General features: G+C 53.7%; 13 protein-coding genes. 4 read left to right on the top strand and 9 right to left on the bottom strand.

The annotated features are described in order from the left end of the window. Nucleotides 1–26: 26 nt before the first annotated feature. Together J2X61_RS20395 and ytxJ are read right to left on the bottom strand one after the other, a co-directional pair. A complete protein-coding gene (locus J2X61_RS20395; protein WP_310190084.1) occupies nt 27–908 on the bottom strand; it encodes a DMT family transporter in 882 nt (293 codons plus the stop codon). A gap of 182 nt (nt 909–1,090) precedes the next feature. Beyond that, nucleotides 1,091–1,432, bottom strand: coding sequence for a bacillithiol system redox-active protein YtxJ (gene ytxJ / locus J2X61_RS20390; protein WP_274468416.1), 342 nt, complete (start codon nt 1,430–1,432; stop codon nt 1,091–1,093). A gap of 161 nt (nt 1,433–1,593) precedes the next feature. Between ytxJ and J2X61_RS20385 the strand changes: the two genes are divergently transcribed. Next, a complete protein-coding gene (locus J2X61_RS20385) occupies nt 1,594–2,445 on the top strand; it encodes a metallophosphoesterase (protein WP_310190082.1) in 852 nt (283 codons plus the stop codon). Nucleotides 2,446–2,476: 31 nt separating this feature from the next. Here the strand turns inward: J2X61_RS20385 and J2X61_RS20380 are convergent, their stop codons facing one another. The 7 genes from J2X61_RS20380 to J2X61_RS20350 all read right to left on the bottom strand — a co-directional run bounded on the left by J2X61_RS20380 (nt 2,477) and on the right by J2X61_RS20350 (nt 14,359). Further along, nucleotides 2,477–4,075 carry a PucR family transcriptional regulator gene (locus J2X61_RS20380; protein ID WP_310190080.1) on the bottom strand — a complete coding sequence of 533 codons (1,599 nt, stop codon included), beginning with the start codon at nt 4,073–4,075 and terminating at the stop codon, nt 2,477–2,479. 207 nt (nt 4,076–4,282) lie between these two features. Then, nucleotides 4,283–4,699, bottom strand: a complete 417-nt coding sequence (locus tag J2X61_RS20375; RefSeq protein ID WP_274468412.1) for a PaaI family thioesterase — start codon at nt 4,697–4,699, stop codon at nt 4,283–4,285. 63 nt (nt 4,700–4,762) lie between these two features. Continuing rightward, complete coding sequence (locus J2X61_RS20370) at nt 4,763–6,439, bottom strand: long-chain-fatty-acid--CoA ligase (protein ID WP_274468411.1); 1,677 nt, start codon at nt 6,437–6,439, stop codon at nt 4,763–4,765. A 36-nt stretch (nt 6,440–6,475) separates the two neighbouring features. Continuing rightward, on the bottom strand, nt 6,476–8,248 hold the full coding sequence (locus J2X61_RS20365; RefSeq protein WP_310190077.1) for an acyl-CoA dehydrogenase family protein: 1,773 nt from the start codon (nt 8,246–8,248) through the stop codon (nt 6,476–6,478). A 415-nt stretch (nt 8,249–8,663) separates the two neighbouring features. Continuing rightward, entirely contained in the window at nt 8,664–9,845 is a 1,182-nt protein-coding gene (locus tag J2X61_RS20360) for an acetyl-CoA C-acyltransferase (protein ID WP_310190075.1), read from the bottom strand. 54 nt (nt 9,846–9,899) lie between these two features. Next, nucleotides 9,900–12,293, bottom strand: a complete 2,394-nt coding sequence (locus tag J2X61_RS20355) for a 3-hydroxyacyl-CoA dehydrogenase/enoyl-CoA hydratase family protein (protein WP_310190073.1) — start codon at nt 12,291–12,293, stop codon at nt 9,900–9,902. Nucleotides 12,294–12,325: 32 nt separating this feature from the next. After that, a complete protein-coding gene (locus J2X61_RS20350; protein ID WP_310190071.1) occupies nt 12,326–14,359 on the bottom strand; it encodes a (Fe-S)-binding protein in 2,034 nt (677 codons plus the stop codon). A 249-nt stretch (nt 14,360–14,608) separates the two neighbouring features. Between J2X61_RS20350 and J2X61_RS20345 the strand changes: the two genes are divergently transcribed. Genes J2X61_RS20345 through J2X61_RS20335 form a run of 3 tightly spaced genes read left to right on the top strand, consistent with a single transcriptional unit; the run spans nt 14,609 to nt 17,002 of the window. Beyond that, nucleotides 14,609–15,196 (top strand): fatty acid metabolism transcriptional regulator FadR, encoded by a 588-nt coding sequence (locus tag J2X61_RS20345; protein WP_274468406.1) that lies wholly within the window; start codon nt 14,609–14,611, stop codon nt 15,194–15,196. Nucleotides 15,197–15,235: 39 nt separating this feature from the next. Next, entirely contained in the window at nt 15,236–16,000 is a 765-nt protein-coding gene (locus tag J2X61_RS20340; RefSeq protein ID WP_274468405.1) for an electron transfer flavoprotein subunit beta/FixA family protein, read from the top strand. Nucleotides 16,001–16,018: 18 nt separating this feature from the next. Continuing rightward, nucleotides 16,019–17,002, top strand: a complete 984-nt coding sequence (locus J2X61_RS20335) for an electron transfer flavoprotein subunit alpha/FixB family protein (RefSeq protein ID WP_310190068.1) — start codon at nt 16,019–16,021, stop codon at nt 17,000–17,002. The last annotated feature ends 87 nt before the right edge of the window (nt 17,003–17,089 follow it).

The raw sequence follows: 17,089 nt of genomic DNA, 5'->3' as shown, positions 1-17,089 counted from the left end.
CTTTGTTCAATTAAACCAAAAAAATTTTACTGTTTCTCGTTGCTGCGCAAAAACATCCCAACCCCAATCAGCAATATGCAGCCTGCCGCAAGCTGAATCAAGGTAATCTTCTCGCCAAGCAGAAAATAAGCGAGTAGCGAAGCGCCAAGCGGCTCGCCGAGCACGGTCATCGAGACGGTAGAAGCTTTCATATACTTCAGCAGCCAATTGAACACGTAGTGCCCGAATACCGTAGGGACGATTGCAAGCAGCAGAAATACGCCCCACTCCTTAGCCGGATATGCGGTGAAGGATACGCCGGTTGCCACGTTCGTGACGGCTAGTACTAGCCCTGCGAACAGAAAAACCGAGAAGCTGTAGACGAAGGCCGAGATGCGTTCCCTCAAACTTTTGCCCAAGAGCATATGCAGCGCAACCGCAATCGTACCGATTAAGGACAACAAATCCCCTTTGAGCGCATCGCCCGAGAACCTGAAATCTCCCCAGCCGATGCAGATCGCACCGACGATAGCTACGCACATCGCGAAGAAAGCCGCGCGGCTTGTTCGCTGGCCGTAGAGAAGGAAAGCTCCGAGCAGGACGAAAATCGGTTCTAACGTCAGAATCGCCGTCGAGCTTGCCACTGTCGTAAAGCGCAGGGAATCCATCCAGAACAAGAAATGCAGCCCCAGGGCAATGCCCGATGCCGCCGTTCGCAGCCAATCTCTCAATCGGATGCTAGCTATCTCCGAGCGATAGTTCCATAGAAAGGGCAGCATTAATACATTTGTCATCAGCAGGCGGTACATCGCGGTGACCGAGGCCGGTGCATCGCTCCATCTGACAAAAATGGCGGAAAACGAGATGGCGATAATGCCAATCAGCAAAAATACCGGAATGGGGACTTTGGTTCTATTCATTGCATTCATGTTGCATAACTCCTTGCTGCTTAGATACCTGTTACTGCCAAATTATTATATAGGAGGATGAACGGCTTGCCAACCTTTTTTAAACACTGTTCAATTACGGCATTACAGCATGGCAGAATAAAAGCCTTGAGCCATTCCCTAACGAAAGGGTGACGACTCAAGGCTTATCCGGTTTGGCTTGATTAATCCAAGACGGCAGTAATATGTTTGGTAGTAACGGACCAGTGCGAAGTGTTCCAGATGGACTCTTTATTTTTGAAATAAAGAATTTGCGGCGATGCGTGCTTAATTCCCAGATCCTCCGCAATTTGATTGGATACCGGGCGGGACTCGATCACTTTCACCAAATAATAATCGACATCGCCGTTCGGTTTCCCGGCCAAATACTCATCATATTCTTCAAGCGCACTGGCGCTCACCGGACATGCTGTACTGTGCTTCAGAACGACCGTCGGCTTGTCGGCGGACCGATCCAAAACCTCCTGCCATTGATCAACAGTGGTTAGCTCTTTCCATGCTGGCATATCAACATCTCCTCGCATTAAATTATAATGATTATAAATTAATAGAGGAATGATTGCAAATGCGATGGCCGCACAATTCGCGTTCACTATGAATCTACTGGTATAATTAGGACAACCAATAGCCTATAGAATAGGAGGCATTCATGAATTCACCTCCCACAATGTCAAGACGCAAGTTTCTCAAAAAAGGAGCGGCGCTTGCCGGCGCATTGCTGGCATCCGGCGGGTTAACCGGCAGCTACGCCGGCTTCATCGAACCGAGATGGTACGAGGTTACTAGATTTCCCCTTTCCTTCGCACGGCTGCCCAACGCATTCCACGGGCTGAAAGTTTTGCAATTCAGCGATACGCATATCGGCCACTTTTTCAATCTCGCGGACCTGGAACAGCTTGTTACGCTTATTAACGCGGAGAAGGCGGACATCATCACCTTCACCGGTGATTTGTTCGACGCCGCCATTACTGAAGACTCCGCTTTGACAAGCAAGCTGCTCGCCTCCATCGAGGCGCCGCTCGGCAAATGGGCGGTTCTCGGCAATCATGACAAATGGATCGATATAAATTACACGCTGCCGATTCTGGAAGATGGCGGCTTCCGGACGCTTCAGAATGCGTATCAAACCATTACCTACAAAAGCCAATCCATCCAACTGGCAGGCGTCAAAGACCGGCTTACCGCCAAACCGGATATCGTGACAACGCTGAGCGGCTCCAACCCGCAAATGTTTACACTCCTGCTCTCGCACTGCCCCGATTATGCGAATGAAGTGACCGGGTATCCCATCGACCTGCAGCTTTCCGGGCACACGCATGGCGGACAGATCCGCCTGCCCGTTGCAGGCGCCCTGCTGACCCCGCCGCAAGGGCGGCACTATGTCGTGGGACTCAATCAAGTGCCCAATTCCAGCATGCTCGTTTACACGAACCGGGGCATCGGCACGACCACACTGCCGCTGCGTTTCTTGTGCAGACCCGAAATTACCGTCATCACCCTGGAAAGGCAAAAGCCCTGAAACGCTCCGACAGCGCTCAGGGCTTGCTTATTTATTGACGCACATGCAGGAATTGGCGGAATAAAAATACGGCTTTTAATTTCAACAAATCGTTCACTTTCTTGAAATCCACTTGCAGCAGGTCGGAGATCTTCTCCAGACGATAGGTGACCGTATTTCGATGGATGAATAATTGCTTGGCCGCTTCGCTCACTTGGCCGTCATTGCGAATGAATACCTCTAATGTGCGTATCATTTCCTGGGAGTATTCGGCGTCTTTCTCCAAGAGCGGGCGCAGCACTTTGGCACAATAGTCTTCCATGGCGCTGGACGATACATGCTGGAAGAGATGTGCGAATTCTATCGTTTCATAATGAACAACACGGTCTGACACCTCGAACCGGGCGGCCATCCGCATCGTCTCCATGCATTCCATGTAAGCTTCCCGCAGCGCCGTCGGTTTGGATTTGGCCTGGCTCGTGTAGAACGTTAATTCACCCGCTTCTTCCAGACAGCCCGCGTCTGCCGCATATTTGGTCAGCAGCTGGCATAATTCCTCTTCCGGGAATCCGTCGGCTTGTTGAGAGGAATAGATCGCAAACAGATGATCCTTGAGGACAAAATGGTTCGCCCGCAAAGCATTTGATTTCGGATGGGACTCCATATAATGCTTCAGCCGTTTCATTTTCCCGGCACGCCCCTCATCCGTCAGAGCATCCGATTGGTTCCTCACCATGACACATTGATAATTCCCGGTAAAGAGCGACAGCCCCCTCGTCTCAGCCTGTTCCAGAAACGCCTCCAGCGAGGTTCCTTTCTCCAGGTACCTTAGGAGGGTATTACACATTTCGCGCTCGACGGAAGCTTCGACGTGGGACCGGAATGTGTAGCTCATGTGAAAGGTCAAGATGTCCGCAGCCTGCTGGAACAACCCTTCCTCTACGTTGGCTAACAGCACGACTTCCGGCATGATGAGCAAATGCCCCAGCAGCTCTTCGTCCTGCTGATACAGTCCGACCCGGTACGCCCGATCTTTGCCTGCATAGACCCAGCCTGCTTTGCGTTTCGGCCAATTCTGGGCCAGCTGCTCTTGCTTCCAAGCGCTTGTATTGTAGAGAAGCTGCCCTCTCGAACCTATGACAGCCATCGGATAACCAAGGATTTGGCTTATTAACCGAAACATGGCCTCCATGCTCTCTTGTTTCAAGCCGAATTGCATCAGCTTCGTTTGTTTGTCGAGCACGGTTTGCAGCATCTTCGTATTGCGCCGGTATTCCGCATTGAACAGCGCATTCATTTGATCGGAAAACGTGAATTGGTACGGCATTTCGATAATTGGAAAATGCAGCCGGTCCGCTTCTTCGGCGACAACCTTCGGCAGCTCCGTCCAGAACCGCCCCAGCTTGATCCCGAGACCGGCAGCTCCGCGGTCATTCAATTTGCGCAGTAAGTTGACCGTTTCCTGCGGGCTATCCTTCATGGCGAAAGCGGTGGTGAACAGCATCTCACCGGATTTCGTCCAATCGGCGATGTCTGGCGCATCCATGACATTGACGGATTTGACGATGCGGGAATCCCCTTCCTTGCCGGCGACGAGCTTCGCTTCTGTTAAAGGATAGATGGTTAATGCTTCACGAATGGTAAGATGCATCGCGCTTCCTCCCTTAAGCCTTTTTCACGATTATAGGATGATAGCGCCGAGCGCGTCAATGGATTTGTGTCAACTAATATAACATAAATCGAATTTTCTTGAACTTTTTATGTCTATATCGTACTACGATGTTATATTATCTGACATATATGAACAATAAAAAGAGCCATGCTAATGAGCATGCCCCTCTTTCACTCATACGAATGTTCAAATCACCCGGAACGTCCCCGTTCCCATCGTCCCCAGATTCCCTTCCCGATCCGTCACCCGCCCTTGCGCCGTGATCATCTTGCGGGATTGGTGAACGAGCTCCGCAGTTACCGTCAACCTGCCCTCGTACAGCGGTGCGACAAAGTGAACGTTCAGATTCGTCGTTACAATCTTGTCTTCAGGTCTTGCCATCATGACAACAATCCCCATTGCATTATCCAGCAGCGAAGACAGCACGCCTCCATGAACAATCCCGATCGGGTTCAAATGATGCGGTTTTGCCTCCAAAGCAATCGTGATGATACCGTCCTGCAAACCAACAAACTCACAGCCCAGGAAGCCCCAGAACGTAGGCTCCGCTGCCGCTGCGAGCTGCCGCAACCTTCGATTCACACTCTCTTGAACATCATCCATAGGTTCCCCCTCCACTCTCCTTGTAAAGGGCTAACCCTTATGTGGTCTAACAAGAAGAGTTGATTACGATTTATTCGCTTCCTCTTCTAGTAATTGCCTGCGCAGTACCTTGCCAATCATCGTCTTCGGCAGCGATTGGCGAAATTCAACCTTGCGCGGCACTTTGAACGCGGCGAGACGCTCCCGGCACCAGAGCTCAAGCTCCTTCTCCGTTAAAGACATGCCTGGCTTCAGCACGATGAAAGCTTTCACCGTTTCCCCGCGATATTCGTCCGGCACGCCGGCAACCGCAGCTTCCATAATAGCGGGATGCTCGAACAGCACTTCTTCAATCTCACGGGGATATATATTGTATCCTCCGGCAATGATCAAATCTTTCTTCCGGTCAACGATGGAGAAAAACCCTTCCTCATCCATCCGGCCCATATCCCCGGTATACAGCCAGCCGTCGCGGATCGTCATAGCCGTCTCCTGCTCGCGCTGCCAATATCCTTTCATCACCTGTGGACCTTTGATAAGCAGCTCGCCGATTTCACCCACCGGCAGTTCCTCGCCGGAATTCACATCGACCACTTTGGCCGTTGTGTCCGGCAGCGGGATCCCGATCGAACCGATTTTGCGATAGCCCCAGATCGGATTGGCATGCGTAACCGGTGACGCTTCCGTTAACCCGTAGCCTTCGATCAGCTTCCCGCCGGTCAACGCCTCGAACTTCTCTTGAACTTCCAAAGGCAGAGGCGCTGAACCGCTTACACATATATTAATAGAAGAAATGTCTACAGCCTTCACCCGTTTATGATTAATAATGGCGATATACATCGTCGGCGCTCCGGGAAAAATCGTCGGCTTCATTTTATTTATAGTATCCAGAATCGTAGCGATATCGAACTTCGGAATCAGAATCAGCATGCCCGCCTGCAGCATGGATTGGTTGAGCAGCACCGTCAAACCGAAAACGTGAAAGCACGGAATCGCCCCCAGGAATCTTTCGGCGCCCGTCTGAATCCGGTAGCACCATTTGGTCGTTTGGTACGTATTCGCGATCAAATTCGTATGCGTCAGCATGACACCTTTGGATATGCCGGTCGTTCCCCCCGTATATTGCAGAAGGGCGATATCTTCATCGGCATTCACATCCACACAAACCGGATTTGGCGAAGCGCTCCGCAGCAACCTTTTGAAGGCATATACGCCTTCCCCCCCATAATCGACATCGAGCTTGACTCCGTCTTTTTTCATCTTGATCGGATACAATACATTTTTGGGAAAAGGCAAATAGTCCTTAATCGAAGTCACGATGATGTACTGTATCGGCGTTCTCGCTTTCGCCTTCTGCACACGGTCAAACAACAGATCAAGCGTAACGATAATTCTCGCGCCGGAATCGGAGAGCTGATGAATCAGCTCCCTCTCCACATACAGCGGATTCGTCATCACGACGATACCGCCCATCATCAGCGTGCCGAAATAAGCGATTATAGCGGAAGGACAGTTCGGCAGCATAATGGAGACCCGTTCCCCCGGCAGCACACCCAGCTGTTTCAATCCATCGGCAAAACGGTACGACGCCTCGAGCAACTCCCGGTACCGCAGCGTTGTACCCATAAAATATAAAGCAGGCCGGTCCGGATGCTTCTGTGCGGAATCCACCAACAAGCGTGCAAGATTGTGCTTAGGGTATTCGTAAGTCGGCGCCACTTCCTCCGGATAGTGACGCAGCCAAGGCTTTGCTTCGCTCATACAAAACCATCCCCCTCAGGTTCTTCACACGGATGACTAGACGATAAACTTCTCTCCCTGAATAACACGTGCGGCGATGTCGCGCTTGAGTCCGACCGTATTCAAAGCGCTGCGTCTTGTGAGCTTTTTCAAAATCGACAATTGAGTCCGAAGAACATCTCCTTCTTCCATCGTACTTAGCGCTTCCTTCGCGTATGCCTCAATTTTGTCAAAAGCCTCGTGTACGTATACCGCTGTCATCTGAATGGCATTTCTCGCTTTGTCCTCCCCGGTTCTGGCAATCCCTTTCTTCGTCCGCAGAAGACCGCTTTCCGCCGCAAAAATTTGAATCATGATATCGGCCAAGTTACTCAGAATCTCTTGGTTTTTTTCCAGAGCGGCACCGTATTTCTGGACGGCAAGACCGCCAACCATGAGAAAAATTTTCTTAGCCATCGCAATGAGATGAGCCTCTTCTTCCAGTGTGCCGTCAAACGTCTGGCCCGGAACGATCGACAGGAGCTCCGCTTGCAGCGCCCCGGCTTTTTGCAGCAAAGGCAGTTCGCCCTTCATCGCTTTCTTCACCAACGTACCGGGGATAAGCAGACGGTTAATTTCATTCGTTCCTTCGAAAATGCGGTTAATCCGCGAATCCCGGTAAATCCGCTCCACTTTATACTCTTGGATGAAGCCGTAGCCGCCATGAATTTGTACGCCTTCATCGGCGACGAAATCGAGCACCTCGGAAGCGAATACTTTATTGATCGAACATTCCAACGCGTATTCGGAAATGCCTTTCGCAGACACCTTGCCCGCATCCGGACTTGTATGATCGATATCCTTCAGGATGGCGTCCATCAGCCCTGTCGTTCTATACACCATGCTTTCGAGCATGTAGGTTTGAATGTTCATTTCGGCCAACTTTTTGCCGATGAGCGGGAACTTCGAGATCGGCGTATTGAACTGCTGACGCGTATTCGCATATTTGGCCGCAAGCTCAATCGTTTCCTTGGCCGCTCCCAGACATCCTGTAGCCAATTTGTAACGGCCAATATTCAATATATTGAACGCAATCAGATGGCCTTTGCCGATCTCACCGAGCAAATTCTCTACCGGAACGCGGACGTCTTCGAAATAGAGCGGACGCGTCGACGAGCCCTTGATCCCCATCTTCTTCTCCTCCGGCCCCATCGTGAAGCCTGGCGTCCCTTTCTCCAAAATAAAGGCGGTGAAGTCGGTTCCGTTAATTTTGGCATATACGATGAAAATATCGGCGAACCCGGCATTCGTAATGTACAATTTCGAGCCGTTTAACACATAATGCCGGCCATCCTCGCTCAGCCGAGCCGTCGTTTTCGCGCCCAACGCGTCCGAACCGCTCGTTGGCTCCGTCAAACAGTACGCTGCGATTTTGGCGCCTGTGGCCAGATCCGGCAAGTACTTCTTCTTCTGCTCCTGCGTACCGAAGAAGACGATCGGCAGCGTGCCGATTCCGACATGCGCACCGATCGAAAGCGCGAAAGACGAGGCCTTCGCCAAATTTTCGCTAATGATCGTCGAACTGATTTTATCCAACCCAAGCCCGCCGTATAATTCCGGTACATCCGCACCGAGCAGCCCCAGCTCCCCGGCACTTCGCATCAGCTTGACCGTCAAATCGTAATCGAGCTTCTCCAGATGCTCATCTACCGGCAGCACCTCGCCCGCTACGAAATCCCGCGTCGTATCCGCAATCATCCGGTGCTCTTCGGTAAAATCCTCGGGCGTTACGATCTGATTGAAGTCCGTATCCGATATTACAAAACTGCCGCCAACGACTTTCTCTGACATGCTTCATCGCTCCTTCGAATGAATTGGACAAGGGTTAATTAATGCGTGAGACGTGCGTGAGACGTTTGATGGCAAACGCGGTATTAGCGGGAGAATTTCCTGTGACATGTGCCAAAACACCACACCGTTAGGGACATCTCCCGATCCATGCCAAGCAAAACTTCGCTCGCCGATGATAAACTGGAATTTATACCGTTATTTTTGCTGAAACGGCATGAACACCTATTAGCAACTGGAATTTCTCCCGTTAATTCAATGCATTTCAGTCTTAACGAGAGTCAAAAACGCCTTATTAGCGGGAGATTTTCCTGTTACGAGTGTAAATACACTGCCGAATCAGCCAATTAACAGGAGAATTTCCCGTTACGTGTGCGGATGTGCCAAACGAACTCAGCCGCGGTTCGGACCATCCTACCTAAGCGTGCACCTGAAAGACGCCCGCTGCCCCCATACCGCCTCCGATACACATGGAGACGACGCCATATCCGCCGCCCCGGCGCTGCAGCTCGTAGATCAAGCTCGTCGTCAGCTTCGCGCCGGTACACCCCAGCGGATGCCCGAGCGCAATCGCCCCTCCATTCACGTTCACCCGCTCTTCGTTCAAGCCGAGCTCGCGAATGATCTGCACGCATTGCGAGGCGAACGCTTCGTTAATTTCGAACAGATCCACCTGGTCCAGGGAGATCCCGGCCATTTTCAAAGCCTTCGGAATCGCCTTCACCGGGCCCACACCCATAATTTCCGGCTCCACGCCGGAAAGCGCGAACGCCTTGAACGTCGCCAGCGGCTTCAGCCCCAGCGCCTCCGCGCGCTCACGGCTCATCAGCACGGCTGCCGCTGCGCCGTCCGACGTCTGTGACGCGTTGCCCGCCGTCACCGTGCCGTTCAAGCTGAACGCAGGCTTCAGCTTGGCAAGACCTTCCACGGATGTATCCGGGCGCACGCCCTCATCCACGGCAAACACATACGAACGCTCAAACGCTCCGCCGCGTTCGTCAAACCCCTTCACGCTCGTCGCCACCGGCACGATCTCATCCACGAACTTGCCGGCGGCGATCGCAGCCGCCGCCTTCTGATGGCTTCGCGTGGCGAAGAGATCCTGCGCCTCGCGCGTAACCCCAAAGCGCTCCGCCACGGCTTCGGCCGTATGCCCCATGCCCATGTACACCTCGGGCATCGTTTCAACCAGCCGCGGATGCGGCGAGAGCTTGAAGCCCGTCATCGGGACGTGGCTCATGCTCTCTACGCCTCCGGCGATAATCACCTCCGCGTGGCCCAGCATGATGCGCTCCGCCGCATAAGCGATGGCCTGCAGCCCGGAGGAGCAGAACCGGTTGACCGTGATCGCCGGTACGGTCACCGGGAAGCCTGCATAGAGCGCCATCGTACGGGCGAAGTTCAGCCCTTGCTCGCCCTCCGGCATCGCACAGCCGATAATGATGTCGTCGACATCGCCTTTCTCGAGTCCCGGCGCCCTGCGCACGGCCTCCTCCAATACGGCTTTGCCGAGATCCTCCGCTCTCGTTTGAGCGAAGCTGCCTTTCTTCGCACGGCCGACGGCGGTACGCGTTATCGATACAATGACTGCTTCCTTCATCGTCATTCACCTCAAGGATTAGAGTTGGGCTTACGCTATCGTTCAACTCACGATTTAGTTGCGCAGCGGCTTACCATTGGACAGCATATATTGCATGCGCTGCTGCGTCTTCGGCTCCCCACACAGGCTGAGGAAGGCTTCCCGCTCCAGATCGAGCAGATACTGTTCCGTCACGAGCGTCCCGGCAGGCACATTGCCGCCGGCCAGCACGTGCGCAAGTTTATTCGCAATCAGCACATCGTGATCGCTGGCGTAACCGCCCTGCTTCATCGTGTAGGCGCCCACTTGCATAACGGCTTTGCCATTCTCGCCGACAACACGAATTTTCTCCTGCGCAGGCGGCGTGTAGCCTGCCGCATCCATGCGTAGAACGGCTTGCTTGGCTTCATAGATCCGGTAATCCGGATTGATTACGACGGTATCCTGCGGCCGCATGAACCCGAGCCGTTTGGTATCGTGACCGCTTGCGGATACCTTCGCCATCGCCACCGTTTCGAAGCTGGCGTTGATCCACGGCTGCAGATCGACCTCCGGATCGCGCACCTGCGAGCTGGCCCGCAGCGCCAATTCTTTGCAGCCGCCGCCTGCCGGAATTAAGCCGACTCCAACCTCAACGAGACCGTAATAGGTTTCCGACGCGAAAATAATTTGATCTGCCGGCATACACGCTTCGACACCGCCGCCGAGCGTCATTTTGTGCGGTGCGGCAACGACTGGCTTCTCCAACCCTTTCAGCTTCATCATCGCATTCTGGAACAAGCGGATGATGCCGTCCACTTCATCCCACTCCTCGTCCTGCGCTTCCATCAAGAGCAGCATCAAGTTGGCGCCGACGCAGAAGTTCTTGCCTTCATTGGCGACCACAAGCCCGCGGTAATTACGGCGGACCTCGTCCACGCTGTGCTGAATCATCGTGAGGATGTCGCCTCCGATGGCATTGTTCGGCGATTGAAATTCCAGGCAAGCGACACCGTCGCCGATATCGATCAAGTTCGCGCCGCTGTTCGACCGTATGATTTTATTTTGCTGTTTGAGCGCCGCCAGCGAGATGTGCTCCGGCCGGGTTTCGACGCCGCGATATTCGTTTTTCAAGTAGTAGAAGCTCCGCCCCTCTTCTTGCCGGTAGAAGCTATCATGGCCGGACGCAATCCAAGCTTTCACCCACTCCGGCACCTTGCTGCCTTCCGCTTCCATTCGTTCCACGGAGTGCTTCAGACCGATCGCATCCCAGGTCTCGAACGGCCCCAGATCCCAGTTAAAGCCCCACTTGAGTGCGTTATCGATCTCAGCGATGGAGTCCGCGATCTCATCCAGCTTCTCCGCAGCGTACAGGAGCACAGGCTTCAGAATGTTCCACGCCAGTTCGGAGTACCGGTCCTTCGCACCCAGCAGCGCTTTCAGCTTCGCTCTCGTTCCTTTCGCCTGCTTCGCCGCTTCCAGGGAAGCCGACGAGATTTTGCGGCTCGGCGTATAACCCATCGTGTTCAAATCAAGCGCCTGGATTACTTTTCCAGATTCAGACTTGACTTTCTTATAAAACCCTTGGCCCGCTTTCTCCCCGATCCAGCCTTTGGCCACCATGCTCCGCAACATGTCCGGCGAGTTGAAGATTTCCTTCTCTTGCGGATCATCCACCAGATCGAACACATTGCCGGCCACATGCACGAAGGTGTCTAAGCCGACCAGATCCAATGTTCGGAACGTGGCGCTCTTCGGACGGCCCATCGCCGGACCGGTTACAGCATCCACTTCTTCGACGGAATATCCGCCGGCCGCCATTTCCCTCAGCGTTACGAGCAGCCCGTAAGTTCCGATCCGGTTAGCTATGAAATTCGGCGTATCTTTCGCCTGCACGACGCCTTTGCCCAGCTTCTTCTCACAAAATTCCGTCATATAGGCGACAATGGCCGGATCCGTCTTTTCACTGGGGATTATTTCCAACAATTTCATGTAACGAGGGGGATTGAAAAAGTGAGTCCCGAGAAAATGCTTCTTGAATGCATCACCCGCATTTTGAACCATCGCATTGATGGAGATGCCCGACGTATTCGAGCTCACGACCGTTCCAGGTTTCCATACCGTCTCAATCCGGCTGAGGAGCTGCTGCTTCGCCTGCAAGTTCTCGACAATCACCTCGATAATCCAATCAACTTGGCTCAGCTTCGCCAAATCGTCCTCCAGATTGCCGGGTGTAATCCGTTGGGCGAACTCTTCACTGTACAGGGTTGCAGGGTTCGTCTTCTTGAGCTTATCCAGCGCACTGACTGCAAGCCGGTTGCGCACCTTCGGATGCTCCAGCGTCAGCCCCGCTCCTTCTTCTTGCGGCAGAAGCGCTGCCGGTACGATATCGAGCAGCAGCACGGGGATACCTGCGTTAGCCAAATGGGCGGCAATGCCGGAGCCCATCACACCGGAGCCGATGACGGCAGCAGAACGAATCTTTGTCATATGGATCATCCTCCTACATGAATTATTCAGACTTAGGCTCCGCCGAATACCGAGAGAGCCAGAATTTCAGCGATATCCCGCGCTTTGACTTCGTCCCCAACCTCCTTCATCTTCGTCCCGTCCTCCACCATCGTCAAACAATAAGGACATGCGGATGAAATAACAGTCGGTTTCACGCTTAACAGCTGTTCGGTGCGGGCGATATTGACGCGCGTGCCGGCCGTCTCCTCCATCCACATCATGCCGCCGCCAGCTCCGCAGCACATGCTGTTCTCCCGGGAACGCGCCTGCTCGAGAAGCTCCACGCCTGGAATCGCACGTAAGATGCGGCGAGGCTCCTCATAGACTTCGTTGTAGCGGCCCAAATAACAGGAATCGTGATACGTAATGCGTTCCGGCACGTCATACTGCGGCTTCAGACGCCCTTCCTTCAGCCATGCATCGAGCAGCTCCGTATGGTGAAACACTTCGGCATCCAACCCGAATTCGGGGTACTCATTTTTGAAAATATGGTAGGTGTGCGGACAGGTCGTAACGATCTTGCGAACCTTATACTTCCGGAAAGTGGCGATATTGTCGGCACAGAGCTGCTGGAACAAGAATTCGTTCCCCATGCGGCGGGGCGTATCGCCGGAGTTTTTCTCCTCATTGCCGAGTATCGCAAAGGAGATGCCGGCTTCATTCATCAGCTTCACGAAGGCATGCGTAATTTTGCGGCTGCGGTTATCGTAAGCCCCCATCGACCCCAAGAAAAATAAATAGTCGAACTGAGGATTTTCCTTCACAGTACGAACATTGAGCTCGTTATGGGGATCAACTTCCTTCACCCATTTGACGCGATCGTTGCGGCTTATTCCCCACGGATTGCCCTGGCGTTCGATATTTTGCAGCGCGCGCTGGCCGTCATGCGGCATGATGCCCTGAGTCAGTACCAGATAACGGCGCAAATCAATAATTTTATCCACATGTTCGTTGCCTACGGGGCACTGATCCTCGCAATTACGGCAGGTCGTACAAGCCCACAGCTCCTCTTCGGTGATCACACCGCCGATCAATTCCACCTCCAGCGGATTGTGTCCGCTGCTTGCTGCGAAGGCCGCAGCAGGCACCCACGGCGATTTCGACGTGATGGCGGCGCCCTTCTCCGTCAGATGATCGCGCAGCTTCGTGATCAAATGCATCGGGGAAAGCAGCTTGCCTGTCGTATGGGCCGGGCACATACTTGTGCATCGCCCGCATTCGACACAGGAATAGAAATCAAGCATCTGCTTCCGGGTGAAATCTTCGATTTTCCCGACGCCGAACGATTCCGCATCCTCATCCTCCAATTGCAGAGACGCCAGCTTCCCGACAGGCTCCGTGCGACGAAGCCATATATTAAGCGGAGCTGTCAGGATATGAAAATGTTTGGACTGCGGCACATAGACCAGGAAGGCCAGAAGGATCAGCAGATGCATCCACCAGCTCGCATAGAAACCGATCGTTGCGCCCGTATGCGACAATCCGCTGAAAAGGACGGCGAAGACCGAGGAAATAGGGGCGAACCTTGAAATGCCGGCCCCTTCGCGTACCCGCTCGAAGCCACCGCTCACCACGACGGAAAGCATGAGGAAGAAAATAAAGAAAACGACGATACTCGGCTTCCATCCGCGCTTCAGCCTCTTCAGTTTCTCGATATACCGGCGGTATGTGGCGTACCCCATGGCCAGCACAATCAAAGCAACCGTCACTTCTTGAATGAATGTGAAATAGTCGTAGCCCGGAAGCGGCAAACCACGGCCGATTAATCCTTTCAGAATGAGATCGAGTGCACCTAACTGCAGAATAAGAAAGCCGTAAAAGATGATGATATGCATGATCCCGCTCTTCCTATCCTTCAGCAGCTTCGTCTGTCCGAACACTTGGACGGCGAATTCCTTCAGCCGGGCTTTCGCTTCCTGCTTCAAATTCACTTCTTTCCCGAGCTGAATGTACAAATAGCGGTGATATACGACCCTCCAGAACAAGTACAGAGCACATCCCGTAACCGCCAGAAACAATACGAACTGAACGAGCGAAGCAATCATAGAGTACCTCCTTAACCAATGAAGATAGCGCTTACATGCAGACAACGTAAAAAAGCAAGTTCCATATTCCTCTATTGCCAGAGTCTGAAAAATGCTTATCTGCATGGTGTAAGCCGGCTAACTTTCTTACTTGCTTCTTAGGCTGAATAAGTCGTTGACAAGGCGTACGGCGTATTTTATGATGAGAATACAAAAAATGAATGAGTATTCATTCACCGATATCAGTATCTTAACACCGAGGTGATCTCCTTGACAAGTAGCAAAAAACCAGACAAGTATTACGCTATCCTCGAAGGCGCGCTGAAAGTGTTCGCCGAATACGGTTTTCACAAATCACAAGTATCCCGAATTGCCAAGGAGGCCGGGGTGGCCGACGGAACCATCTACTTATATTTCAAGAAGAAGGAGGATATTCTGACCGGCTTGTTTCAAGAGAAATTAGGCGAGCTTGTAGAGAAGTTCAACCAAGGCGTTACGGAAGAAATGACGGCGAAGGAAGCCCTGCGGAAGGTTTGCGAAATTCACTTCGGCGAACTGGAGGCCAATGTCAATCTGGCTTTCCTTACGCAAATCGAGCTTAGACAGAGCGATCTGGAGCTTCGTCAAGAGATCGGCCAAGCACTCAAGAGATATATTATCCTGATCGAAAATATATTAGAAAGAGGCAAGCGCGACGGAAGCTTCCGTGCCGATATCGATGTGAAGCTCGTCAGACTGCTGATCTTCGGCGGTATGGACGAAGTCGTGACTTCTTGGCTCATCTCCGGGCAGAAGTATTCGTTAACCGCTCAAGTCGGCCCCACCGTTAACTTCTTCATGAAAGGCATCGAGTCTTAAGCGTCCGTATACTATGTATATTCAGGAAGGAGCTTGGCTATGGACATTTTTGTGTTATTGAAGCAAACGTTCGATACAGAAGAGCGAATTGTCCTGCAAGATGGAGCCGTTCAAGAGGATGGCGCCAAATTCGTGATTAATCCGTACGATGAATACGCCGTCGAGCAGGCTATCCAGCTGCGGGACGAATTCGGAGGGAAAGTGACGCTGCTGTCCGTCGGACCCGAACGCACAGCTGAGGCGCTGCGCACCGCGCTCGCCATGGGAGCCGACGAAGCCGTACTCATTTCGGATGAGCGCATTCAAGGCGATGAGTTCGAGGTTGCCGAAATATTGGCGCATTATTTGCGCAGCGAAGCTTACGACCTGCTGCTAGGCGGCAACTTCTCGGTAGACAACGGCGCCGGCCAAGTAGCCATCCGGCTTGCCTCCCTGCTCGATCTGCCGCACGCGGCGTCAATTACGAAGCTTGAAATAACCGGGAGCACAGCGGTTGCGCACCGCGATGCGGAAGGCGACATCGAGGTGATCGAAGTTCCGCTCCCTGCCCTCTTCACGGCGCAGCAGGGCTTGAACGAGCCGCGCTATCCTTCCCTGCCGGGCATTATGAAGGCGAAGAAAAAGCCGTTCCGGCACTTATCGCTGGATGATATCGACGGCGCTGCATCAGCTGTCGCCAAGACGTCGCGGCTCGCCTTGACGCTGCCGCCTGAGCGTCAAGCCGGACGCATTCTCCAAGGCGAGCTTGCCCAGCAGGTCTCGGAATTAGTGCAAGCCTTGCGCCACGAATCCAAAGTGATCTAAGAAGGGGAGGTTACCTGTATGGCGAAAACATTTCTCGTCGTTGCTGAAGCTCGCGGTGGCAAGCTGCGTCAAGTATCCTTCGAAGCGCTGCGCGCTGCGCAGCTGTCCGCCGGGAATGGCGATGCCATCCATGCCGTCTTGATCGGCGGCAGCGGAACCAAAGCGCTTGCCGGCGAGCTTGCCGCCTATGGCGCAGAGTCCGTCTATGCCGTAGAAGATACGGCGCTTGAGAGCTACAACCCGGAAGCCTATTTGAGCGCGCTGCTCGCGGTTATGGCAGAAGCGAAGCCGGGAGCGCTCTACTTCGGCCACACGGCAGCCGGCCGCGATCTTGCGCCGCTGGCCGCTGCGAAACTTGGCGCCGGCCAGCTCTCGGACGTGACGGCGATTGCCCGCAGCGGGGATGGCGTCACGTTCACCCGCCCGCTCTACGCCGGCAAGGCGGTTGAGCAGAAAACGTTCACCGACCCGGACGGCACCTGGGTCGTGACGATCCGGCCGAACAACATCGCCGCGCAGGAGCCGGACGCTTCGCGCCAGGCTTCGGTGATCGATGTTGCTTACCCCGCCCCCTCCCTGCGCAGCGTCATTCGGGAGGTCGTGAAGAAAACGTCCGGCACAATAGACTTGGCGGAAGCCAAGATCGTCGTCTCCGGCGGACGGGGCGTGCGCAGCGCCGAAGGCTTCCGGCCGCTCGAAGAGCTGGCTGCCGTCTTGGGCGGCGCTGTCGGCGCTTCCCGTGGAGCCTGCGACGCGGGGTACTGCGAATACGCGATGCAGATCGGCCAGACCGGCAAGGTCGTGACGCCGGAAATCTACATCGCGTGCGGTATTAGCGGCGCCATCCAGCATTTGGCGGGGATGAGCTCCTCGCGCGTCATCATCGCGATTAACAAGGATGCGGAGGCGCCGATCTTCAAAGTCGCCGACTACGGCATCGTCGGCGATCTGTTCGAGGTCGTGCCGCTGCTGACCGAGGAATTCCGGCAGCTGTTGAAATAACAAATCACCCCGCTTAGGCCTTCTTCAGCCTCTGCGGGGTTTATTCTTTACTTGTGCTATGAGATCATTTCCATTACACTCATGCTA

The sequence above is a fragment of the Bacillus sp. 3255 genome, from assembly GCF_031456485.1.
GTDB lineage: Bacteria > Bacillota > Bacilli > Paenibacillales > NBRC-103111 > Paenibacillus_E.
The sequence above is the reverse complement of the archived record's forward strand: the minus strand, read 5'-3'. Positions and strand labels throughout refer to the sequence as shown.